Below are 23,166 nucleotides of genomic sequence, written 5' to 3' on the forward strand. Positions count from 1 at the left end.
GGCCCGGGACCGGGCGAACAGCCCAGGGACTTGCACGAAGGAAGGAAGCCCGCGACCCGTCCGGGCGCGGACGGTGGCCGCGAGGACGGCGTGGCCGAAACATGAGCGGGGTGCCCTGGCGCTCGCATGACGTGCGGCGGCGGTACCTCCCCGCCCCCGAATCGTCACAGGAGTGGCCTCCATGACCTTCAACCCCCTGGAGCAGCGGGGCATCCCGCTGGACCGTCAGGTGCGCAACTGGCGTGAGCTCGACGTGCAGCCGATCGACCCCGACCGCTGTGACCCGTACACCCGCTGTCGTGTCATCACCATGAACGGCATCGAGGTGGAGGCGATCCTCTTCAGCCACCAGCTCGCCCGCAACACCGCCGACCCGGAGGTCAAGCGGCAGCTGGCCCGCACCCGCTACATCGAGGCCCAGCAGCAGAAGGTCGTCAACTGGCTGCTGCCCGGGGTGTCCTCGGTGCTGGAGACCACCATCGCGTACGAGCAGGTCGCGGTGGACCTGACGGCGTGGGTGGCGCGGATGGAGCCGGACCCGTACCTGAAGCAGGCGTACGAGTTCGGGGTCCTGGAGGACTTCGACCACCTGTACCGGTACGCGAACCTGTACGAGATGATCGAGCACCGCAAGGCGGAGTCGATCGTCGACAACCTCACCGAGGTCATGCCGGGCCGCCCCACGAAGTTCCACCACCGCGACCCGTACGACAACGTCCGCGACCCCTACGACACGACGGCCACGAGCCCGCTGTCGAAGCTGCACGCGCTGACGATCATGTCGGCCGAGCAGCAGACCATGAACTTCTACATGAACACCGGCCCCACCTACATGGAGCCGATCGCGCGCCGGCTGTACCAGGAGATCGGGCTGATCGAGGAGGAGCACGTCACCCATTACGAGTCCCTGGTGGACCCGGGCGAGACCTGGTGGGAGCAGCTGGTCAACCACGAGTACAACGAGTGCTACCTCTACTGGTCCTTCATGGAGCAGGAGAGCGACCCCAAGGTCAAGGCGGTCTGGGAACTGCACCTGAACATGGAGCTGGAGCACCTGCACACGGCCTGCGACCTGATGCGCCGCTACGACGGCCGGGAGCCGCAGGAGGTCCTCGCGCCCGAGCTGCCGAACGTGCTCACCTTCGAGCCGAACAAGCAGTTCCTGCGGGACCTGCTGGACACCCAGATGGATCTGACCACGCTCGGCGCGGGCTATGTGCGCGAGGCGCACGAGCGGTTCCAGAAGATGCAGGAGCGGATCCACGGCGGCGAGGAGCCGCCGAGCGAGCGGGTCATGGCGGAGCACGACGCGATGTTCGGCCGCGAGTACCGCGTCGAGTCCGAGGGTGAGCACCCCGACCCCCGTCTGCGCGAGAAGTGAGGGGGCGGACATGAGCGAGCTGCACACTCCGCGGGCCGGTGACGACGGGGCGCGGGACACGGACGTGGTGGCGCTGCTGATGCGCCAGCACGGCGACATCCGGAACCTCTTCGACGAGGTCGAGGCGGCGGCCGGGGACGAGCGGCGCGCCGCGTTCCGGCGGCTGGTGCGGCTGCTGGCCGTGCACGAGACCGCCGAGGAGGAGGTCGTCCACCCCTTCGTGCGGCACGGGGTGCCCGGCGGCGAGGAGGTCGTCCGGGACCGGCTGGCGGAGGAGCGGGCCGCCAAGGAGGCGCTGGCCGCGCTGGACGGGACGGACACCGACGACCCGGAGTTCCTGCCGCGGCTGATGCGGCTGCGCACGGACGTCCAGGAGCACGCGCGGGCCGAGGAGCGCTACGAGTTCACGCACATCCGGCGCAGCACGGATGTCACCAACCTCGCCGCCATGGCCAAGGCCGTGAAGGCCGCCGAGGCCATGGCTCCCACGCACCCCCATCCGGGGGTGGAGTCCGGGGCGAAGAACATGGCGCTCGGGCCGGTGGCCGCGCTGATGGACCGCACCAAGGACCTGGTGCGCAGGACCATGGGCAAGGACGGCTGACCGCCGCACCGCCCGGTGCGCGATCCGGGGCCGGTCCCGTCGGGACCGGCCCCGGCCGTCGTTACTGCGTCCGGGGCCCGCCGATCAGGTGAACCGCGGGGTGGCACCGGTGCGGGAACCCGGAGGGTGGCGGGGCCGGGGCCGCTTTCCGGGCGGGCGCGGCGGTCTCCGTTGAGTGGCAGGGTGCCGTCCGGCTCGCCAGACTGAAAACGGCGGTTCGTGATCGACAGAGATCCGGACGGCACAGGCGATCCACACGTCCCTCAGGAGATCGAATGGTGGAGCAGTCCTCCGAGGTCCATATATCCGGGCCGGACGAAACCGCCGTCACCATGAGCGACACCGGTCCGGCCAGAAAGGAGACCGAGAGGAAACTCGCGGCGGCTCTGGCCGAACTCGTGGAGGCCGAGCACGTTCCGGCCGACAGCCACTTCTTCACCGATCTGGGCGCCAATTCCCTGGTCATGGCCCAGTTCTGCGCCCGCTTGCGGAAAATACCGGACCTGCCCTCGCCTTCCATACGGGACATCTACCGGCACCCCACGATCCGCGAGCTGGCCGAGGCCCTCGCCCCGGCCCCGCCCGACGGCGACGCCCCGGCGGACACCGCGCCCGTGCCCGCGCGGGTACCGGAACCGGTCCCGGCGACCCGGGTGAATCCGCTGCACCACCGGTTGTGCGGGGCGTTCCAGCTGCTGGTCTTCCTGGTCTATTCCCTCGTGTACGGATACATCACCGCCGGCGGCTACGAGTGGATCTCCGAGGCCACCGGTCCGGGCGGGGTCTATCTGCGCTCGCTGGTGTTCGGAAGCATCGCGTTCTTCGCGCTGTGCGCCTTTCCGGTGCTCGCGAAATGGATTCTCGTCGGCCGGTGGAAACCGGGCGAGTTTCCGCTCTGGGGACTGGCTTACGCGCGGTTCTGGTTCGTCAAGGTGCTGCTGCACGCGAATCCGATGGTGCTGCTCGTCGGCACTCCGCTGTACGTGCTGTATCTGCGGGCCCTCGGCGCGCGGATCGGAAAAGGCGTCACGATCCTCTCCCGCTCCGTCCCGGTCTGCACCGATCTGCTGACGATCGGCGCCGGCACGGTGATCCGCAAGGAGTCCTTCTTCCAGTGCTACCGGGCGTACGCGGGCCGGATCCAGACCGGCCGGGTGACCATCGGCCGGGACGCGTTCGTCGGCGAGAAGACCGTCCTGGAGATCGACACCTCGCTGGGCGACGGTGCCCAGCTGGGCCACTCCTCCGCGCTGCACCGCGGCCAGGCGGTCCCGGACGGGGCGCGCTGGCACGGCTCCCCGGCGGAGCCCACCGAGGTGGACCACGTACGGGTACCGCCGGCCGGCTGCGGCACCCTGCGCCGGGCCTGGTTCGGCACCGCCACACTGCTGCAACTGCTGTTCGTGTACCTCCCGATCGTCCTCGGCGGGGTGTACATGGTGTTCACCGGACTGCCGGCGATCGGCAAGCGGCTGGATCCGCAGACGGCCGTGCTGAGCCGGCCGGAGCTGATCCCCGACGCGCTGGCCGTCTCGCTCGTCCTGTTCTTCGGCTTCGTGGGCGCGGGGCTGGTCGCCCTGTACACGGTGCCGCGGCTGCTGCGCCTGCTGGTCCGGCCCGACCGGGTCTATCCGCTGTACGGGCTGCACTACACGCTGCACCGGGTGGCCGCCCGCATCACCAACATCAAGTTCTTCACCTGGCTGTTCGGCGACAGCTCGTACATCGTGTACTACCTCCGCAGGATCGGCTACGACCTCTCCCGCGTCGAGCAGACCGGGTCGAACTTCGGCACCGAGGTGCAGCACGAGACGCCGTTCCTGGTGAGCGTGGGCACCGGGACGATGGTGGCCGACGGGCTGTCGGTGGTGAACGCCGAGTACTCCGCCACGTCCTTCCGGCTGTCCCGGGTGGCGATCGGGCCGCGCAACTTCCTGGGCAACAACATCGCCTATCCGGCGGGCGGCCGGACCGGCGAGAACTGCCTGCTGGCGACCAAGGTGCTGGTACCGCTCGACGGCGAGGTGCGCAGAGACGTCGGGCTGCTCGGCTCGCCGTGCTTCGAGATCCCCCGCTCGGTGGAGCGCGACGCCCGGTTCGACCATCTGCGCGCGGGCGAGGAGCTGCGCCGCCGTCTCGGTGCGAAGAACCGGTACAACCTGCTGTCGATGGGGTGGATGCTGTTCGCGCGCTGGCTGCACGTCTTCCTGCTGACGCTGTTCGCCCTGGTCTCCGTCGACCTGTACGGCGCGGCCGGCCATGTGGTGATCGCCCTGTACCTGGCGGTGACACTGGCGCTGACCACCGCGTACTACGTCCTGGTGGAGCGCTGCATGACCGGGTTCCGCCCGCTGCGGCCCCAGCTGTGCTCCATCTACGACCCGACCTTCTGGCTGCACGAGCGCCTGTGGAAGGTCCCGGTGCAGTACCTGAACATCTTCAACGGGACCCCCTTCAAGAGCCTGGTGTGGCGGCTGCTGGGGGTGCGCATGGGCAAGCGGGTGTTCGACGACGGCTGCTACATGACCGAGCGGACCCTCGCGGCCGTCGGCGACGAGTGCACCCTCAACGCCGGCAGCAAGATCCAGTGCCACTCGCAGGAGGACGGCACCTTCAAGTCCGCCGGCATCACCCTCGGCGCCCGCTGCACGCTGGGCGTCGCCGCCCATGTGCACTACGGCGTGACCATGGGCGAGGGCGCGGTGCTGGCCGCCGACTCCTTCCTCATGAAGGGCGAGGAGGTGCCCCCGGACGCCCGGTGGGGCGGCAACCCCGCCGTGGACATGCCGGAGGCCGGCGGCGGGTCGCCCCCGCCGGACCTGGCCGTGAAGAAGACCGACGCCGCCGCTGCCGCCACCAGGTGAGGAAGGCCATCGATGGAAACGCTCGTGGAAACCGGCCGGGAGTACTGGAGCCGGGTGCTGACCGCAGGCGGCGCGACCGCCGTGCCGCGCTGGGTCCCGGAGCCGGTGCCGGGCACGCGGGAGCAGGAGACGGCGGTCCCGGAGGACGTGACGTCGGCGGTACGGGCCCTGGTGCGGCGCTCCGGGCTCCCGCTGAGCGCGGTGCTGCTGGCGGCGCACGCGAAGGTGCTGGCCGCGCTGTCCGGCGAGGCGGAGGTGGTGACGGGGTACACCGCCGGGGTGCGCGGCGAGCCGCTGCCGTGCCGGCTGACCGTCCCGCCGGGGTCCTGGCGGGCGCTGGTGACGGCGGCCGGGCGGGCTGAGGCGGAGCTGCTGGCGCACCGCGAGTTCCCGGTGGCCGGGCTGCGCCGGGAGCTGGGCCTGACGGAGCCGCCGTACGAGGTGGTGTTCGGTCCGGAGGGCGCCGACGGTGTCCCGCCCGGCGGACCGCACGCGGACGAGGGCGTGCTGCACGTCCGCTGGTACGACCGGGGCGGACGGCTGGTCCTGCGGCTGCGGTACCGCACCGACGTGCTGGACGCCGGTGCCGCCGCCCGGATCGGCGGCTACCACCTCAAGGCCCTCGGGCTGCTGGCGGCCGCCCCGGACACCGACCACGGCCAGCAGAGCCTGCTGTCGCCCGACGAGGTGCGCGAGCAGCTGGAGGGGCTGGCGGGTCCGCGCCGGGAGCTGCCGGACGCCCGCGCGCACGAGCTGTTCGAGCGGCGGGCGCGGGCGCACCCGGAGCGGGTGGCCGCCGTGCACGGCGGGCGTGCGTGGACGTACGGCGAGCTGAACGCGCGGGCGAACCGGCTGGCGCACGCCCTGCTGGAGCGGGGGCTGGGCCCGGAGGACGTGGTCGCCGTCGTCACCGAGCGGAACCTCGACTGGCTGGCGGCGACGCTGGCGGTGTTCAAGGCGGGCGGCGTCTATCTGCCCGTGGAGCCGCACTTCCCGGCCGGCCGGATCGCGGCCGTGCTGGCCCGCGCGGACTGCCGGCTGGTGCTCACCGAGTCCGGCAGCACCCGGAACCTGGACGAGGCGCTGACCGCCGTACCCGGCGCCGGGAAGCTGCCGGTGGAGACGGCGTACGCGGAGGCGCACCCGGACACCGACCCCGGGCTGCGCACCGAGCCCGGCCGGCTGGCGTACATCTACTTCACCTCCGGCTCCACGGGGGAGCCGAAGGGGGCGATGTGCGAGCACGCGGGCCTGCTCAACCACCTGTGCGCCAAGATCGACGACCTGGGGATCGGCGAGGGGTCGGTGGTGGCGCAGACCGCCCCGCAGTGCTTCGACATCTCGCTGTGGCAGCTGCTGTCCGCGCTGCTGACCGGCGGGCGGACGCTGCTGGTGGGCCAGGACGTGATCACGGACGTGGAGCGGTTCGTGGACACGCTGGTGCGCGGCCGGGTCTCCGTGGCCCAGCTCGTGCCCTCCTACCTGGAGGTGGTGGTCTCGTACCTGGAGCAGCACCCGCGCGAGCTGCCGGACCTGCGGTGCGTGTCGGTGACCGGGGAGGCGCTGAAGCGGGAGCTGACCCAGCGCTGGTTCGCGCTCCTGCCGGGGATCCGGCTGGTCAACGCCTACGGGCTGACCGAGACCTCGGACGACACCAACCACGAGGTGCTGACCGGGGTGCCGGAGCGGGTGCTGCTGGGCCGCGCGGTGCACAACGTCCGCGTGTACGTCGTGGACGAGCGGCTGGCGCTGGTGCCGCTGGGCGCGCCGGGCCTGATCGCGTTCTCCGGCGTGTGCGTGGGCCGGGGGTACGTGAACGATCCCGAGCGGACCCGGGAGGCGTACCGGACGGATCCGTACCGGCCCGGTGAGCGGCTGTACCTGGGCGGCGACCTGGGCCGCTGGCACCCCGGGGGCAAGCTGGAGTTCCTCGGCCGCCGGGACAACCAGGTCAAGATCCGCGGGTTCCGCATCGAGATCGGCGAGATCGAGAACACGCTGCTGCGGGTGGCCGGGGTGCGCGACGGCGCGGTGGTCGTCGCCGAGCGGGGCGGCGGCAACAAGCACCTGATCGCGTTCCACACCGGCCGGCGGATCCCGCCGGAGACGCTGCGCGAGGCGCTCGCGGCGGCCCTGCCCTCCTACATGGTCCCCTCGGCCTTCCACTGGCAGGAGAGCCTTCCGCTGACCGCCAACGGCAAGACCGACCGCAAGGCCCTGACCGCGCTGGCCGAGCGGACGGAGCCGGCCGCGCCGCCGGAGCGCGCCGCCGGGGACGGGGAGGCGCTGAGCCCCACCGAGCGGCGGCTGGCGGCGGTGTGGGCCGAGCTGCTGGGCGTGCCCGAGGAGCGGATCGGCCGCACGGACCACTTCTTCGACTCCGGGGGCACCTCGCTGACGGCCGTCCGGCTCAGCGTGGCGCTGGACCGGGCGGTGTCGCTGAAGGACATCACCCGGCACCCGGTCCTCGCCGACCTGGCCGCCGTCCTCGACGGGGCCGGCCGCACCCGCCCGGAGCTGCTGCAACCCCTGTCGGAGGCGGACGGCACCGCGGAGTGCGCGCTGGTGTGCTTCCCGTACGCGGGCGGCCACGCGGTCAACTACCGCCCGCTGGCGGCGGCGCTGGCCGGCAGCGGTCTCGCGGTCCTCGCCGTCGACCTGCCCGGGCACGACCTGGCGGACCGGCGGGAGCCGTTCGCGTCGGTCACGGACGTGGCCGAGCGGGTCACCGCCGAGGTCATGGCGCGCGGCCTGACCCGGGTCATGCTGTGGGGACACTCCGCGGGCGCCGCCCCGGCCCTGGAGACGGCCCGCCGGCTCACCGGGCGGGGCGTGCGGGTGACCCGGGTGTTCCTCGGCGCCCAGCTGCTGGGCACCGCCGCCGAGCGCGGTGCCGCCGTCGACGCACTGACCCGCAGCGGTGACGCGGAGATCGCGGCACGGCTGGCCACGGACAGCGGCTATCCCGAGCTGGCCGAACTGAACGAGCGGCACGCCGAGCACATCGGCGCCGCCTACCGGCACGACTGTCTGTCGGCGCACCGCTACCTGCTGGCGGCGCTCGCCTCCCCGCCGCGGGTGAGGCTGTCCGCGCCGGTGACGGTGGTCGTGGCCGCCGACGACCCGCACACGGCCGGCTACGCCGAACGCCACCGGGACTGGCGGCTGCTGGCCGACCGCGTCGAGCTGCACGAGCTGCCCGACGGGGGCCACTACTTCCCGCGCACGCGCCCGGACGGGGCGGCGCGGGCCGTCCTGACCGCGGCCGTGCCGCTGGCCTCCACCTGAGGGCCCGTCCCACCGACGGGTGACTGGAAAGGAAACCGAGATGCCGTCCTCATCCCTGGCAGCACCGCTCGACGTGGAGCCGCGGCCGGACAGACCAGCGCTGCTGCGTGTCGCGCCGCCGGACGACCCCGTGCGCTGGGCGGCCGAGCACCGCGAGGCGCTGCGCGCGCGGGTCACCGAGCACGGCGCGCTGCTCGTACGCGGCCTCGGCCTGACGGACGCCGGGCGGGCCGGTGCCGTCCTCACCCGGCTGGCGGGCGAGCCGGTGACGGAGACGGAGGCGTTCGCGCCGCGCGAGGCCGTCGGCCCGGGGCTGTACTCCTCCACGCCCTGGCCGGCCAACCAGCCGATGTGCATGCACCACGAGCTGAGCTACCAGCTGCGGGTGCCCGCCCTGCTGCTGTTCGCGTGCCTGACCCCGCCCGAGTCCGGCGGGGCGACCGCGGTGGCCGACGCCGAGGAGGTCCTGAAGGCGCTGCCCGACGATCTGAAGAAACGATTCGAGCAGGAGGGATGGCTGCTGACCCGCAGCTACAACGACGAGATCGGCGCCTCCCTGGAGGAGTCCTTCGGCACCGCCGACCGCGCCGCGATCGAGGACTACTGCCGAGCCAACGCCATCGACTTCACCTGGCTCGCCGACGGCTCGCTGCGCACCCGGCAGCGCCGCGCCGCCGTCGTCCGGCACCCGGTGACGGGCCGCCGCTGCTGGTTCAACCAGATCGCCTTCCTCAACGAGTGGACCCTCGCCCCGGAGGTGCGCGAGTACCTGGTGGACGAGTACGGCCCCGACGGTCTGCCGTTCAACACCTGCTACGGCGACGGCAGCCCGATCGGCGCGGACGTCGTCGAGCGCCTGAACGCCACGTACGAGGACCACACCCGGCGCGAGGCCTGGCAGGCCGGCGACCTGCTGCTGGTGGACAACATCCGCACCGCGCACAGCAGGGAGCCGTTCACCGGTGAGCGGCGGGTCCTGGTCGCCATGGCCGAGCCGCGGCAGGTGGCCGACGGCTCCTTCACCCCGGAGGCGAGCGGACGATGACCGACGTACTGCCCCACACCGCCCGCGCGGCCGAGTCCGGCGCGCCGTCCGTGCCGACGTTCGCGGTGATCCCCGGTGAGCAGGTCAAGAAGGCCCTGGAAGGGGCCGAGAGACGGATCGTGGAGCTGGTCGAGACCACCTACCGGCTGCACGGCGCCGGCGAGTCGGTGAATCCGCCGTCGTACTTCCTGCGCTTCCCCGACCGGCCCTCCTCCCGGATCATCGCGCTGCCCGCGTCCATCGGCGGCTCCGTCCACGTGGACGGCCTGAAGTGGATCTCCAGCTTCCCGGAGAACGTGGACGCCGGGCTGCCGCGCGCCTCGGCCGTGCTCATCCTCAACGACCACGACACCGGCTACCCGTTCGCCTGCCTGGAGAGCTCCATCATCAGCGCGACCAGGACCGCCGCGTCCGCCGCGCTGGCCGCCGACCGGCTCAGCCGCGAGCGGCCCCGGCCGACCCGGATCGGGTTCTGCGGCACCGGGCTGATCGCCCGCTACATCCACACCTTCCTGGCCCGCACCGGCTGGACCTTCGAGGCGATCGGCGTGCACGACCTGTCCGCCGCCAGCACCGAGGGCTTCTGCGGCTACCTGCGGCAGACCGGCGCCACCGAGCCGGTCACCGTCCACGACAGCGCGGAGGGCCTGATCCGCTCCAGCGACCTGGTCGTGTTCGCCACCGTCGCCGGCCGGCCGCATGTCACCACCCCCGCGTGGTTCGACCACAACCCGCTGGTCCTGCACATCTCGCTGCGCGACCTCGCCCCCGAGGTCCTGCTCGCCTCGGCCAACTTCGTGGACGACGTGGAGCACTGCCTGAAGGCGGACACCTCCCCGCACCTGGCCGAGCAGCGCACCGGCAACCGCGACTTCCTCAACGGCACCCTCAACGACGTGCTGCTGGGCCGGGCCGCGCCCCCGAACGACCAGCCGGTGATCTTCTCCCCCTTCGGCCTCGGCGTCCTCGACCTGGCCGTCGGCAAGTACGTGTACGACCAGATCGCGCGGGCGGGCGACCTCCGCCTCGTCGACGACTTCTTCCACGACCTGCGCCGGTACGGCTGAGGCCGTTTCCCCCCGCCCTGGCAACAGGAGGCCCGCCGTGCCCGTGATCACCGCTCCCCACGCGTTCAACGAAGGGAGCCTCTTCGTCGATCTGGAGTCGATAGTCGGATACCGCCTCTACCTCAAGTGCGAGGGTTTCAATTTCGCCGGCTCCATCAAACTGAAGGCCGCGAACGAGATGGTGGAGAGCGCCGAGCGGGACGGAAGCCTGAAGCCGGACTCCGTCCTGGTCGAGTCCTCCTCCGGCAACCTGGGCGTCGCGCTCAGCATGATCGCCGCCAGCAAGGGCTACCGGTTCCTGTGTGTGACGGACCCCCGGTGCAACCTGTCGACCAAGCTCCTGATGGAGGCCCTCGGCAGCCATGTGCACGTGGTGACCGACCTGGACGAGAACGGCGGCTTCCTCGGCACCCGGCTGGAGTACCTGCGTGCGCTGTGCGCCTCGGACGACCGGTACGTGTGGCTCAGCCAGTACACCAACGCGGGCAACTGGCGGGCGCACTACCGCACCACCGCGCCGGAGATCGCCGGTCACTTCCCGGGCCTGGACGTGCTGTTCGTCGGGACGGGCACCGCCGGGACCCTGATGGGCTGCGCGCGCTGGTTCCGCGAGTGGCACCGGCCGGTGCGGATCGTCGCCGTGGACAGCATGGGGTCGGTCGCCTTCGGCGGCCCGCCCGGCCGCCGGATGATCCCCGGCCTGGGCATGAGCATGCGCCCGCCGCTGCTGGACGAGTCCTACGTCGACGAGGTGATCCGGGTGGAGGAGGCGGACACCATCCGCACCTGCCACCGGCTGGCCCGGCGCGGCTTCCTGTTCGGCGGCTCCACGGGGACGGTGGTCAGCGCCGCCACGGAGTGGCTGGCCCGGCAGGACGCCCGGGAGCTGACCGCGGTGGCCATCGCCCCCGACCTCGGCGAGCGCTACCTGGACACCGTGTACCAGACCAATTGGCTCCAGGACCTGTACGGCGAGGAGTTGCTGGACCCGGCCGGGCTGGAGCCCCCGGCCTGGGACGACGACCCGGCACCCCGCGCACCGGGCCGCCGCCGCAGACCCTAGGGGCCCGTGTTCCGCTCAGCTCTCGGCGAGTGCGGTGCCGCGGGCCCGCCACGGGATCCGGAAGGCGGTCGCCGTCACGATCAGGGCGGAGACCGCCACCGTGGCCATGCCCAGGGTGAGGTTCACCGCACTCGCCACGAAGCCGATCAGGGCCGGGCCGCCCAGCAGCCCGGTGGTGCCCATCGCGGCGACCAGGGCGAGGGCGTCCGGGCCCTGCCCGGCCGCCGCCACGTACACGCACGGGGTGATGGCGGCGGCGCCGAGGCCGACGCAGGCGAAGCCGAGCAGTGTGGGCACCACTCCCTGGGCCGCCAGCGCGAGGGCCAGGCCGACGGCGGCCACCGCGCTGCCGGTGCGCACCACCGCTCCGTCGCCCCAGCGGGTGCGCCAGCGGTCCGCAAGCATCCGGGCCAGCAGCATCATCACGGAGACGACCGCGATGCCGAGCGGCGCGACACTGGCCGACGCCCGGACGACGTCCTTCAGGTAGAGCGTCGACCAGTCGTTCATCGCGCCCTCGGTGATCGTGCCGAACGCCATGGCACACCCCATGAGCAGCGTCGTACCGGACGGCAGCCCGCGCCGGGCCGTCCGCTCGGCTGCGTCGCCCCCGGCGGCCGGGACGGGCTCCTCGTGCGCCAGCAGGCCCGGCCGGGCGACGGCGAGCAGGAGCAGCAGCAGCGCGCCCGCGACCGCGAAATGGGCCGGGACGGACCCGGTGAGGGCGGTGCAGCCGGAGGCCAGCAGGGCGGCGGCGAGCAGCCCGGCGCTGAAGGTGGCGTGCAGCTGGGACATCGCGGTGCGGTCGTACGCCTTCTCCAGCGCGGCGCCCTGCGCGTTCATGGCGACGTTCAGGCAGCCGACCGCGACCCCGTCGGCGGCGACGGCGAGCAGCGCCAGCGGGTAGTTCGGTACGGCGCACAGGGCGGCCAGTACGGCGATCAGGGCGGCGGCGGACAGCAAGGACAGCCGCCGCGAGCCGAGCCGCCGCATCAGCACGGCGACCAGCGGGAAGGACACCGCCGCGCCCGCCCCGCAGGCCATCAGCAGCAGCCCCACCTCGCCGGCGCCGAGGTCCAGCCGGGTCTTCAGCGCGGGCAGGCGGGCGATCCAGGTGCCGTACTGGAAGCCGAGGAAGCAGAACAGCGCGGCGATCGACCACTTGGCGCGCGCGAAGGACCGGGCGGGCATCACACCGCCTCCCGGTGCGGCCGGGCCAGGGCGGTCACGGGCGCCGACATGTAGACCGCGCCCGGGCCGTACTCGGGCGGAACCGGGGCCGACGGGTGGGTGCGGTAGCCGTGGGCGCGCCAGAACGTCTCCTTGCCGCCGACGGCGACGAGCGAGAGGGTGGCGAAGCCGCGCGCCCGGGCGGCCCCGGTGAGGTGGCGCGCCAGGCGGGTGCCGAGTCCCCGCCGGCGCAGCGGGGTGCTGACGACGAGGTCGTGCAGGTGGAGGTTGGCGCTGTCGTGGACGGCCGGTTCCGGGCTGCCCAGCACGGGGCAGCGGAACCGCGGGTAGGGCAGGGCGAGGACGTAGCCGGCGAGCCGGCCGTCGCGTTCGAGGACGAAGCAGGTGCCGGCCGAGGCGCGGGCACGGGAGCGCAGCAGGTCCTCGCCCTCGGCGAGGGAGAGCTCCGCGTACGCCTCGCTCTCCAGGGCGGCCAGGGCGGGCCAGTCGGCCTCGGTGATGCCCCGTATGAGGTCGGTCATGTCAGGGGAAGTCCTTCCGGGCCGCGTACGCACACGCACGGCAGCGGGGGGATGCCGTTGAAGCCCTGGGTCGTGTAACTGGGGGCGTAGGCGCCGGCGGAGAGGATCCACACCGGGTCGCCGGGGGCGAGGGTGCGGGGGACGGACACCGGGTGCCGGCCGCCGCCGTAGGCGTCGTCGCTGTCGCAGGTGGGGCCCGCGACGACGGCGGGGACGTGTTCCTCGGCCTCCCGCCCCGGGAAGACCATCGGGTGCGTCACCTGGTCCATCTCGTACAGGCCGTTGAACTTGCCCACGCTCAGGTACAGCCAGCGGGCGGGCCCGCCGTCCGGCCCGGTCCGCTCGGTCAGCCGGACCACGTGCGCCCGGACGGCCCCGTGGTCGGCGACCAGGTGCCGGCCCGGCTCCAGGACGAACCGGAGCGGGGCGGCGGCCAGGCCGGTCAGGCGTTCCATGCCCTCGCGGAGCACGGCGAACATCTTGTCCAGCGGCGGGTCGAGCGGGGTGCCGCGCCGGTCCCGGTAACCGAGCGCGGGCAGGCCGCCGCCGAGGTTGACGTGGTCCGGTACGATCCCCCGCCGGGCCAGCGCCGTCAGCGTCTGCGCGAGGGTGTCCAGGGCCTGCTGCCAGGCCTCGCCGGTCAGCTGCTGGGAGCCGACGTGCACGGACAGGCCGGCCGGGACGAGACCGGCCGCGCGGGCGGCGGTCATGATCCGGACGGCGTCGTCGGGGCCGCAGCCGAACTTGCGGTTCAGGCCCCACAGGGCGCCCTCGCCACTGGTGGCCAGCCGGCAGAACACGCGGGCACCGGGGGCGTGTCCGGCGATCGCGGTGACGTCCTCGAGGCTGTCGGTGGCGAACGTGCGGACCCCCAGGCGGTGGGCCTCGGCGATGTCGTGGTCGGACTTGATCGTGTTGCCGTAGTGGATGCGGTGGGGCGGTGCCCCGGCTCGCAGCGCCTGGCGGATCTCGGCGGGGCTCGCGGTGTCGAAACCGGCGCCGCGCTCCGCGAGGCAGCGGAGGACTTCGTCGACCGGGCAGGCCTTGAGGGCGAAGCGGATGTCTGTTCCGGGCAGTTCGCTGAGCAGGGTGTCGTACTGGTGCTCTATGCCGGTGAGGTCGTAGAGGATGTGGTCGGTCGTGGGTGCGCCCGGGCGGGTGCCCGGGAGCTTCGGGGCACTCATGTGCGGGCCGCTTCGATCAGGGACGGCCATGCCTCCGTCAGGAAGGCGAAGTCGTCCATGTCCCGTGCCGCCTGGTCCAGCAACTCGCCGCGCTGTCCGGCGAGTTCGTCGGCGAACCGCGCGTATCTGCCGCCCAGTTTGCGGTACGCCGTCTCCACTCGGTCCAGGCGCCAGATGTTCTCGGTGCGGTCCAGGGCCGTGCTCTCGCGCGCCAGCCGTGCGATCCGGTCGGGGCGGACCCGGTGGGCGGGGTCGAGCAGGCCGGCGGAGCCCTCCGCGGCCATGCGGTCGTAGACGTGGTGGAAGTGGAGCATCGACAGCAGGAACTTGACGAACCGCCGCTGGTAGGCGGGGAAGCCGGTGTCGGTGCGGCGTTCGGGGGTGTGGAAGTTCTCGATGTGGCGGTTGTGCAGGATGCCGGGCAGGCCCGCGTCGTGGACCAGGTGGAGGAGGAAGTAGTCGCTGCCGATGGTGTCGGTGGCGGGCGGCAGCGGGACCCGTTCGTACACGGCCCGGTCGAAGGCGACGTTGCACATGTCGACGCGCATGGGGTCGACCACGGTGAGGGTCGAGCGGTCCCCGGTGAAGGGGTCGGTGCCCGCGCCGGTGAAGGACTCCTCGACCAGTGCGCGGCGGCGGTCCTCGGGCCAGTCGCCGGGTGCCCAGAGGCCGACCACGTCGTGGTAGACGCCCTCGTCCAGGCGTCGTATCTCCGCGATGTCGACGGAGAGTTCGCCGATGAAGGAGGCTCCGGCCAGGGAGACGGGGCGGTGGGCGAGGGCCGGGCCGAGGTCGGTGCGGGTGACCGCTGCCGCCGCCTCGGCGGCCGGGCGGCCGAGCCAGGGCAGTTCGTGGTGGACGGGGAACACCGGCCGCCCGGCGTGGACCTGGTAGGTGCTGTCGGAGTCCCTGCGGTGCACGGAGTGGCAGCCGAGGGAGGCGGCCAGCAGGAAGGCGCGGTTGGTGCAGGCGCCGTAGGAGACGGCGGGCGGGAGCATGAGGTCGAGCAGCCGGTCCGGCTCGGGCAGTCCGGAACGCCGGACCGTCCGGCGCAGCCAGGCGCGCTGGTGTTCCTCGTCGAGGTGGTGCACGGTCACGCCCGGTTCCGGGGGCAGCGCGGCGACGGTGTCCGCGTGGGCGGTCCGGGTGCGGTCGTCGGCGGAGTCCAGGATCAGCAGCTGGACGTCGGCGCCGAAGTGCCGTACGGCGTAGGCGGCTTCGGCGTGCAGGGCGGTGATGGTGGCGGAGCAGGCGCGGTTGGTGGGCAGGGCGAGGCAGACGCGGTTCACCGGTCCCCTTCCGCGGCGGCCCAGGAGTCGAGCCCCAGCAGCTTGCGTCCCAGGCCGTTCAGGTCGGCGGGGCCGTAGCGCAGGGCCTCCGGCCGACGGGCGTCGCCGAGCAGGGTGGCGTTCCAGTCGGGGGTGTCCAGGGTGCGCCAGGAGTGCACGCGGGAGTCGCGCAGGGTGGTGTGCTCCTCCAGGGCGGGCATCATCGACAGGTACTGCACGGCCCGGACAGCGTTGTCAGAGAGGTTGGGTGCCACGCCGTGGGCGAGCATCCCGTTGAAGATCAGCAGGTCGCCGGGCTGGAGGTCGGGGCGGACCACCGGGAACTCGGCGCGGTCGACCGCGGGGCGGACCGGGTCGCGGCCGGGTGGCTGGGCGAGGCGCCACTCCTCGAAGCGGCGGAAGAGTTCCGGCGCGCACTGGAAGCCGCCGAGTTCGGGCCGGGTGCCGGTGAGCGCGATGATGCCCTGGACGCGCTGCGGCAGCACGGCGCGGGTGGAGTCGACGTCCCAGTGCAGCTCGATGTCGAAGCCCTCGTCGGTGGGTTCGATCAGGGAGCGCGAACGGGTGTGCCTGTTGGGCGGGTTGAGGTTGAGCCGGTCCAGGGTGACCCACAGTTCGGGGCTGTCCCAGACGTCGACGAAGGCGTCGTAGACCCGCTGGTTCTGCCGGCTGTCCCAGATCAGCTGGTGGTGGTAGGCCTCCACGAAGCCGTAGATGTACAGGTGGCGGTCGAGTTCGGAGCGGAACTCGGGTTCCTCGTACCAGGTGTCGGGGCGGTCGGGGTCGAGGCCCTGGAACTCCCAGGCGAAGTCGAGCAGGGCCTTGGCCTCCCCGGGGGTGATGGCCTCGCGGACGACGACGTAGCCGTACGTCTGCCAGAACGCGAAGTCGTCCTCGGACAGGACGCGCAGGGGCTCGGTCTTCTTCAGGTCGCGCAGCGGGGTCGGGGCGAGGTAGGTCTCGCCGTCGGCGCTGAAGTAGGGGCGGCCGGTCGCCGCTCGGTGGAGGTAGGGGGCGGGCTCGTGCATGCGTTCACACTCCGGGGTGATCGGGACGACAACACCTGCGGGTCGGACGTGAGACATGTGCCGGTGGCATGTGTCAGGGCGTGAAAAGGCCACCGGTTCGCGAGGAAGGCACGGAGGGGGCCGCCCGCCGGTGAGGGCGGGCGGCCCGGGGTGAGGAGGTCAGCCGGCGAGGACGGCTTCGGCGGCGGCCGCTCCGCAGACGCGGGCGGCGCCGTGGGTGGCGAGGTGCAGGGCACCTCGCGGCGGGGCCTGCGGCAGGCCCATCTCGACCACGACGGTGTCGGGCCGGGCGGCGAGCAGGGTGTCGAGCGCGGAGCGCATCCAGGGGTGACGGTGTTCGTCGCGGACCACGGCGACGATCCGGCGTCCGCCGGCCGCGGCGAGGGCGGCGGCTCCGGCGTCCTCGCCGGTGAAGACGCCGGACGTGCTGCCGGGCAGCAGCCGCTCCAGTCCGTCGGCGACGCCCCACGGGGTCTGGTCGCCGACGGCGATGTTGGGGGCCGGGTTGAACTGGGCGACGTACACCGGTGCGGTGACCGGTGCGGCGGCGCCCGCGCGGGTCACGGTCAGCGCGCGGCGGGCCGCGACCAGGCCGATCTCCGGCTCGGGCGCGGTCCGCGCGGCGTCACCGCGGTGCGCGGCGGTCCAGGCGGCCAGGTCGCGCACCCGGGCGGCGGCGTCGGCGAGCCGTTCCTCGGGCAGTTCGCCGGAGCGCACGGCGGCGACGAGCGCGTCCCGCAGCCTGAGCACGGTGCCCTCGTCGCACAGTCCGCCGCCCACGCAGATGGCGTCGGCACCGGCCGCGATGGCGAGGACCACACCGTTCTCCAGGCCGTAGGTGCCGGAGATCGCGCGCATCTCGATGCCGTCGGTGACGATCAGGCCCTGGTAGCCGAGTTCGCCGCGCAGCAGGTCGGTGAGGATGCGCGGGGACAGGGTGCCGGGGCGGTCCGGGTCGAGGGCCGGCACCAGGATGTGGGCGCTCATGATCGCCCGGGTGCCGGCGGCGATGGCCGCGCGGAACGGGGGCAGTTCGCGCTCGTAGAGGGTGTCGGCGTCGACGTCGATGCGGGGGACGGCGTGGTGGGAGTCGACGTTGGTGTCGCCGTGGCCGGGGAAGTGCTTGGTGCAGGCGGCGACGCCGGTGGACTGGAGGCCCTCGACCCAGGCGGCGGTGTGCCGGGCAACCAGGTCGGGGCTCGCGCCGAAGGAACGGACGCCGATGACCGGGTTGTCGGGGTTGGCGTTGACGTCGGCGGAGGGCGCCCAGTCGAAGGTGACCCCGCAGGCGGCCAGGCGGCGGCCCAGTTCGCGGGAGACGGCCCGGGTGAGGCCGGGGTCGTCCACGGCGCCGAGGGCGAGGTTGCCGGGGAAGGCGGAGCCGGTGCGCACGTCGAGGCGGGTGACGTCGCCGCTCTCCTCGTCGATGGCGATGAGCAGGTCGTCGCGTCCGGCGCGCAGTTGCGCGGTGAGCGCGGTGACCTGGTCCTCGCTGACGACGTTGCGGCCGAACAGGGCGACGGAGGCCAGGCCCTCGTCGATGCGGCGGCGCACCCAGTCGGGGGCGGTGGTGCCGTCGAAGCCGGGCTGGAGCACCGCGAGGGCGTTGCGGGTGAGCGTGTCGGTGCCTGGGGCGAGGATGGTCATCGGGGCGTCATCCCTTCACGGCGCCGTCGGTCAGACCGCTGACAGCCTTGCGTTGCAGGAAGATGAAGAGGATCAGGATGGGCAGCGCGAAGAGGGACGAGGCGGCCATGGTGGCGCCCCAGTCGTCGCCGAAGGCGGTCTGGAACTGCGACAGCCACAGCGGCAGGGTCTGCTTCTCGGCGGACTTGTTGAGGATCAGGACGAGCGGGAACTCGTTCCAGGCGGTGATGAAGCCGAACAGCGAGGTCGCCATCAGGCCGGGCGCGAGCAGCGGGAAGATGACCTTCACGAAGGCCTGCGGGCGGGTGCACCCGTCGACCATCGCCGACTCCTCCAGTTCCTTGGGCACCGCGGCGATGTAGCCGCGCAACGTCAGGATGGTCAGCGGCAGCACCATCATCGTGTAGAAGGCGGTGAGCGGGACCAGGCTGTCGAGCATGTCGTTGTCCCGGACGATCATGTACATGGCGATGATGAGGACTTCCCAGGGAGCCATCTGCGCCAGCATGAACGTCACGATGAGACCGCGCCGGCCCTTGAACCGCATCCGGGTCAGGGCGAAGGCCGCGAACAGGGCGATGACGAGCGAGAAGACGACCGACAGCACCGTGACGGTGACCGAGTTGAGGACCAGGGTCCAGAAGTGGTCGGCGTCGACGGCCGTCTTGAAGTGCTCCAGGGTGGCGTCGGTCGGGAACCACACCGGGTCGTCGGAGATGATGTCACCGGTCGGCTTGAAGGCCGTGGCGAACATCCAGTACACGGGGAACGCGAAGCCGACGAAGAGGACGACGGCGGTCGCGTTGGGCCAGAAACGGCCGAAGAGCGAGCGCTTCACAGCTCGTCCTCCTCTTGCTTGAGCACCATGCGCAGGTAGTACGAGGTGATGACGAGCAGCACCACGATGGTCAGGAAGGAGATCGCCGCGCCGAGTCCGAAGTGCTGGTTGCCGACGCCCTCCACATAGGCGTAGATCGGCAGGGTCTCGGTGAGGTGGTCCGGGCCGCCCTCGTTCATCGCGAAGATCTGCGGGAACGCCTTGAAGATCCAGATGACTTCGAGGAACGTCGTGGCGTACAGGAACGGCCGCAGGAAGGGCAGGGTCACGGAGGTGAAGCCCTTCCAGGCGCCGGCGCCGTCCAGGGCGGCGGCCTCGTACAGCTCCCGGGGGATCGTGGTGGTGGCGGCGTAGAGGTTGATCGCCACGAAGGGGATGGACTGCCACACGAGCAGCAGGGTGACCACGGCGAAGGTGGAGAACTGGGTCTCCAGCCAGTTGTGGTCGGCCATCGAGTGCCAGCCGAGCTTGTCCAGCACCCAGTTGACGACGCCGAAGCGCTGGGCGAACAGCCACTTGTAGACGGTGGTGGCCGCGATGATCGGCATGGCCCAGGCGAGCACGAGGCCGAGCAGGAGCAGCAGCCGCATCCGCTTGCCGAGCCGGGCCAGCAGCAGCCCGATCAGGGTGCCGAGCACCATGATCAGGATGACGTTGACGGCGGTGAAGAAGACGGAGCGCTCGACGACGCGCCAGAACTCCCCGGCGGACAGCACCTCCTGGTAGTTGTCGACGCCGTTCCACTCGGTGAGGTGCTGGATGAGCTGCCGCGGGTTCAGGTTCTGGAACGACAGCATGCCGTTCTTCAGCAGCGGCCAGCCGAGCAGCACCAGGGTGGCCAGCAGCGCGGGCAGCAGGAGCAGGTAGGGGGCGGCGGCTTGGCGCCGGGACGGGGCTCCGGAGGTGCGGTCGTCACCTCGCGGCGAGGCCGGCACCCGGGCCTTGCGGACAGCGGGCTCCCCGGCCGTGTCCGTGCCTTCGGTCTGCACTGACATGAGTTGCCATCTCTTCCGTGGCCGTACGAAACACCGGGGCCGTGCCCGTGGCACGGCGCAGGCGTGGGCCGGGGGCGCCCTGTCGTGGCGCCCCCGGCAGGGTGATCAGTTCTCCTGGGCCAGGCGCTTGTTGATCTCGCCCTCGACCTGCTTGGCGGCCTCGGCCGGGGACTTGCCGTTCAGCACGGCCGTCATGTAGGACTTGATCGGGTTGGGGGTGTTCTCCACCGCGCCCCACTCGGGGATCAGCGGGGTGGTGCCGCCGACCGCGGCGCCCGGGGCGATGGCCTCGGCGACCTCGTTGCCCTTGAGGTTGGTCTCCAGCGCCTTCTTGTTCGGGATGACGCCGTTGAGCTTGGCGAGTTCGCCCTCGTACTGGTCGGACAGCGCGATCTTCAGGAACTCCTTGGCCAGGGCCTGCTTCTTGCTGCCCGCGGCGACGGCGAGGTTGGAGCCGCCGAGGAAGACGCTCTCGGGCTTGTCCGCGGTCTCACCGGGGATCGGGAAGTAACCGAGGTCCTTCTCGATGGCCTTGTTGGCGTTGATCGCGGTGGCCGCCTCCCAGCCCATGCCGATGAAGGCGCCGGTCTTGCCCTTGGCGAACACCTCGGCCTGCTGCGGGGTGGCCTCGTCCTTGTCCTTGGGGGCCTGGGAGTACGAGGCGTACTTCTTGTAGATCTCCATGGCCTTGGAGACCTTCGGGTCACCGAGGTTGGAGACGTACTTGTCGCCCTGCTTCTTCACCAGGTCGGCGCCCTGGCCGATGGTCAGGCCGTCGAAGAAGTACCAGTTCTGGCCGGGCAGGTAGATCGGCTCGGCGTCGGTCTTCTTGTCGATGGCCTCCAGGTCCTTGAAGAACTCCTCCCGGGTCTTGGGGACGTCCTTCAGGCCGGCCTTGGCCCAGATCTTCTTGTTGTAGATGACCACACGGCTGGTGAAGTACCAGGGCGCGGCGTACTGCTTGCCGTCGTAGACGGAGGACTGCGAGACCGACGGCGTCCAGTCGGCGCCGATCTCCTGCTTCAGGTCGGCGAGCTCGGCGAGGCCGCCGGTGGCCGCGTAGGCCGGGGTCTGGGTGTTGCCGACCTCGAGCACGTCCGGCGGGGTGGACTCGGAGAGGGCGGTGGTGATCTTCTGCTGGATCCCGTCCCACTTCTGGGTCTCGAACTTCACCTTGGCGCCGGTCTTCTTCTCGAAGGCGGCCGACACGTCCTTGACCCACTGGTCCGGGGTGGAGCCGTCCATCGCCCAGACGGTGAGCGTCTCCCCCTTGAAGCTGTCCGGCCCCGCCTTCTTGCCCTCGTCGCCGTCGTCCCCTCCGCACGCCGACACGGAGACCATCATGCCCGCGATCACGATCGCGGCCGCAAGCTTGCGCTTCACGCCACCCTCCTCAGGGATGCCACTAACCCCCCACGCCCTCGGCGGTGACCTGCGGTACGACGCTGTTGCACGTAGGGCTCGGGACCTGGTCACTAATGGTGTAGACCAGTACGGTGGAGCTTGGCCTAGACCTTTTGGAGTGTCAAGGGTGGTTCGGGAAGCCGGTCCGGGCCGTTACGAGAAAGTCACCGGAGTGCGTCCCTCCGCGTTCCGTCCCTTTCGCCCCGGACCGTTCAGTTGGACTAGACCATAAGGGAGTTGGTCGCTATAACGGGAGCCCATCGACACAGCCGGGAAGGCAGGCATGACCACCGACGTCAGCAGCGCCCATCCGCACCGGGGGGCGCCCGGCCGCACCGCGCGTGTGCCGAAGTACTACCGGATCAAGCAGCAGCTCCTGGCGATGGCCGAAGCGCTGCAACCCGGGTCGGCCATGCCCGCCGAACGGCTGCTCGCGGTCCGGTTCGACACCTCCCGGACCACCGTGCGGCAGGCGCTGCAGGAACTCGTCGGCGAGGGCCGGCTCGACCGGATCCAGGGCAAGGGCACCTTCGTCGCCCAGCCCAAGCTGTACCGCACGCTCCAGCTCACCTCGCACACCGAGGACATGCGCGCCCAGGGCCTCACCCCGGCCTCGCAGGTGCTGGACATCGGGGAGGTGCCCGCCGACGAGCAGCTGGCGGGCCTGCTCGGCATCGCGACCGGCGAACGGGTGCTGCGCATCGAGCGGCTGCGGCTGGCCAGCGGCGACCCGATGGCCATCGAGACGACCCACCTGTCGGTGCGGCGCTTTCCCGGCCTGCGCCGCTCGCTGGCCGTCTACCCGTCGCTGTACACGGCGCTCGCGGAGGTCTACGGCGTCCATCTGGCCGAGGCGGACGAGACCATCGAGACCTCGCTGTCCACCCCGCGCGAGGCGCAGTTGCTGGCCACCGACGTGGGGCTGCCGATGCTGCTCCTGTCCCGGCACTCACGGGACGCGGAGGGCATCCCGGTGGAGTGGGTGCGCTCGGTCTACCGCGGCTCCCGCTACAAGTTCGTCGCCGCCCTGCGCCGGCCGGGCGGCACCCTGGTCCGGCGCGGAACGGCCCCGCCGGAGCGGGAAGGGCTGTGAACCGGCGGAACGGGACAGCCCCGGCCGACCGCGCAACGGTGACCCGGCGGGGAACGCCCGCCGGCCCTGACGGACGGTGAGCCGCGGGGCACACGGATCAGCCTTGACGGCTCCGAACCGGGCGGGGCGCACAGGTCAGCCCTGACGGCTGTGGACCGGGCGGGGGCACACAGGTCAGCCCTGACGGCTCCGAACCGGGCGGGGCACACGGATCAGCCCTGACGGCTGTGGACCGGGCGGGGCACACAGGTCGGCCCTGACGGCTGTGGACCGGGCGGGGTTGACGGACGGCCCTGACCGGCGTGGACGGGGCGGCGAAGCACCCGCCGCCGCGCCGGACGCGGGCCGACCCAGAACCGGCGGGGCCGACGCTCCCCCCGGCGCCGTACCGGAACAGCCTCCGAACCGACAGGGAACGGCCATAAGCCACCGGACCCGCACGGACCCCGCAGCGGCGAAACACCCACCGCCGCACCGGCCGCCGGACGCGAACAGACCCACAACCCGCGGAGCCACGCCCCCCGACGCCGGACCGGAACAACCTCCGAACCGACAGGCAACGGCCATGAGCCACCGGACCCGCACGGACCCCGCAGCGGCGAAACACCCACCGCCGCACCGGCCGCCGGACGCGAACAGACCCACAACCCGCGGAGCCACGCCC

Annotated in this window: 17 protein-coding genes; 8 read left to right on the top strand and 9 right to left on the bottom strand. The window is 72.1% G+C overall.

Features of this window, described 5'->3' with window-relative positions; all coding sequences use genetic code 11:
• Positions 1–181 precede the first annotated feature (181 nt).
• The 7 genes from AB0E62_RS10050 to sbnA all read left to right on the top strand — a co-directional run bounded on the left by AB0E62_RS10050 (position 182) and on the right by sbnA (position 11,312).
• Positions 182–1,381: a hypothetical protein gene (locus tag AB0E62_RS10050; protein ID WP_362190604.1), complete on the top strand. Its 1,200-nt coding sequence runs from the start codon at positions 182–184 to the stop codon at positions 1,379–1,381.
• A gap of 10 nt (positions 1,382–1,391) precedes the next feature.
• A complete protein-coding gene (locus tag AB0E62_RS10055) occupies positions 1,392–1,985 on the top strand; it encodes a hemerythrin domain-containing protein (RefSeq protein ID WP_362190606.1) in 594 nt (197 codons plus the stop codon).
• Positions 1,986–2,260: 275 nt separating this feature from the next.
• Positions 2,261–4,849, top strand: a complete 2,589-nt coding sequence (locus AB0E62_RS10060; RefSeq protein ID WP_362190608.1) for a Pls/PosA family non-ribosomal peptide synthetase — start codon at positions 2,261–2,263, stop codon at positions 4,847–4,849.
• Between the two features lie 12 nt (positions 4,850–4,861).
• Positions 4,862–8,137, top strand: a complete 3,276-nt coding sequence (locus tag AB0E62_RS10065) for an amino acid adenylation domain-containing protein (protein ID WP_362190610.1) — start codon at positions 4,862–4,864, stop codon at positions 8,135–8,137.
• Positions 8,138–8,177: 40 nt separating this feature from the next.
• Positions 8,178–9,182, top strand: coding sequence for a TauD/TfdA family dioxygenase (locus AB0E62_RS10070; RefSeq protein ID WP_362190612.1), 1,005 nt, complete (start codon positions 8,178–8,180; stop codon positions 9,180–9,182).
• Entirely contained in the window at positions 9,179–10,249 is a 1,071-nt protein-coding gene (gene sbnB / locus AB0E62_RS10075) for a 2,3-diaminopropionate biosynthesis protein SbnB (protein ID WP_362190614.1), read from the top strand. Before AB0E62_RS10070 ends, sbnB begins: the two co-directional genes overlap by 4 nt.
• Before the next feature lie 37 nt (positions 10,250–10,286).
• Positions 10,287–11,312 carry a 2,3-diaminopropionate biosynthesis protein SbnA gene (sbnA, locus tag AB0E62_RS10080; RefSeq protein WP_362190616.1) on the top strand — a complete coding sequence of 342 codons (1,026 nt, stop codon included), beginning with the start codon at positions 10,287–10,289 and terminating at the stop codon, positions 11,310–11,312.
• Between the two features lie 15 nt (positions 11,313–11,327).
• Here sbnA and AB0E62_RS10085 read toward each other — a convergent pair whose 3' ends face one another.
• The 9 genes from AB0E62_RS10085 to AB0E62_RS10125 all read right to left on the bottom strand — a co-directional run bounded on the left by AB0E62_RS10085 (position 11,328) and on the right by AB0E62_RS10125 (position 21,388).
• The gene (locus tag AB0E62_RS10085; RefSeq protein WP_362190618.1) at positions 11,328–12,503 is read right to left on the bottom strand and encodes an MFS transporter; all 1,176 of its coding nucleotides are present in this window, start codon (positions 12,501–12,503) and stop codon (positions 11,328–11,330) included.
• The gene (locus AB0E62_RS10090; RefSeq protein ID WP_362190620.1) at positions 12,503–13,024 is read right to left on the bottom strand and encodes a GNAT family N-acetyltransferase; all 522 of its coding nucleotides are present in this window, start codon (positions 13,022–13,024) and stop codon (positions 12,503–12,505) included. The genes AB0E62_RS10085 and AB0E62_RS10090 overlap by 1 nt, the downstream gene beginning before the upstream one ends.
• Positions 13,021–14,208: a type III PLP-dependent enzyme gene (locus AB0E62_RS10095; protein WP_362190622.1), complete on the bottom strand. Its 1,188-nt coding sequence runs from the start codon at positions 14,206–14,208 to the stop codon at positions 13,021–13,023. Before AB0E62_RS10095 ends, AB0E62_RS10090 begins: the two co-directional genes overlap by 4 nt.
• Positions 14,205–15,497, bottom strand: coding sequence for a DUF6271 family protein (locus AB0E62_RS10100; RefSeq protein WP_362190624.1), 1,293 nt, complete (start codon positions 15,495–15,497; stop codon positions 14,205–14,207). The genes AB0E62_RS10095 and AB0E62_RS10100 overlap by 4 nt, the downstream gene beginning before the upstream one ends.
• Positions 15,494–16,525 carry a phytanoyl-CoA dioxygenase family protein gene (locus AB0E62_RS10105; protein ID WP_362190626.1) on the bottom strand — a complete coding sequence of 344 codons (1,032 nt, stop codon included), beginning with the start codon at positions 16,523–16,525 and terminating at the stop codon, positions 15,494–15,496. Before AB0E62_RS10105 ends, AB0E62_RS10100 begins: the two co-directional genes overlap by 4 nt.
• 159 nt (positions 16,526–16,684) lie before the next feature.
• Positions 16,685–18,172 (bottom strand): glycoside hydrolase family 3 protein, encoded by a 1,488-nt coding sequence (locus tag AB0E62_RS10110; protein ID WP_362190628.1) that lies wholly within the window; start codon positions 18,170–18,172, stop codon positions 16,685–16,687.
• 7 nt (positions 18,173–18,179) lie between these two features.
• Entirely contained in the window at positions 18,180–19,010 is an 831-nt protein-coding gene (locus AB0E62_RS10115) for a carbohydrate ABC transporter permease (RefSeq protein WP_362190630.1), read from the bottom strand.
• On the bottom strand, positions 19,007–20,005 hold the full coding sequence (locus tag AB0E62_RS10120) for a sugar ABC transporter permease (protein ID WP_362190632.1): 999 nt from the start codon (positions 20,003–20,005) through the stop codon (positions 19,007–19,009). Before AB0E62_RS10120 ends, AB0E62_RS10115 begins: the two co-directional genes overlap by 4 nt.
• A gap of 105 nt (positions 20,006–20,110) precedes the next feature.
• Positions 20,111–21,388, bottom strand: coding sequence for an extracellular solute-binding protein (locus AB0E62_RS10125; RefSeq protein WP_362190634.1), 1,278 nt, complete (start codon positions 21,386–21,388; stop codon positions 20,111–20,113).
• A 304-nt stretch (positions 21,389–21,692) separates the two neighbouring features.
• Between AB0E62_RS10125 and AB0E62_RS10130 the strand changes: the two genes are divergently transcribed.
• On the top strand, positions 21,693–22,502 hold the full coding sequence (locus AB0E62_RS10130; protein WP_362190636.1) for a GntR family transcriptional regulator: 810 nt from the start codon (positions 21,693–21,695) through the stop codon (positions 22,500–22,502).
• Positions 22,503–23,166 lie beyond the last annotated feature (664 nt).

Source organism: Streptomyces sp. NPDC038707 (genome assembly GCF_040636485.1).
GTDB lineage: Bacteria > Actinomycetota > Actinomycetes > Streptomycetales > Streptomycetaceae > Streptomyces.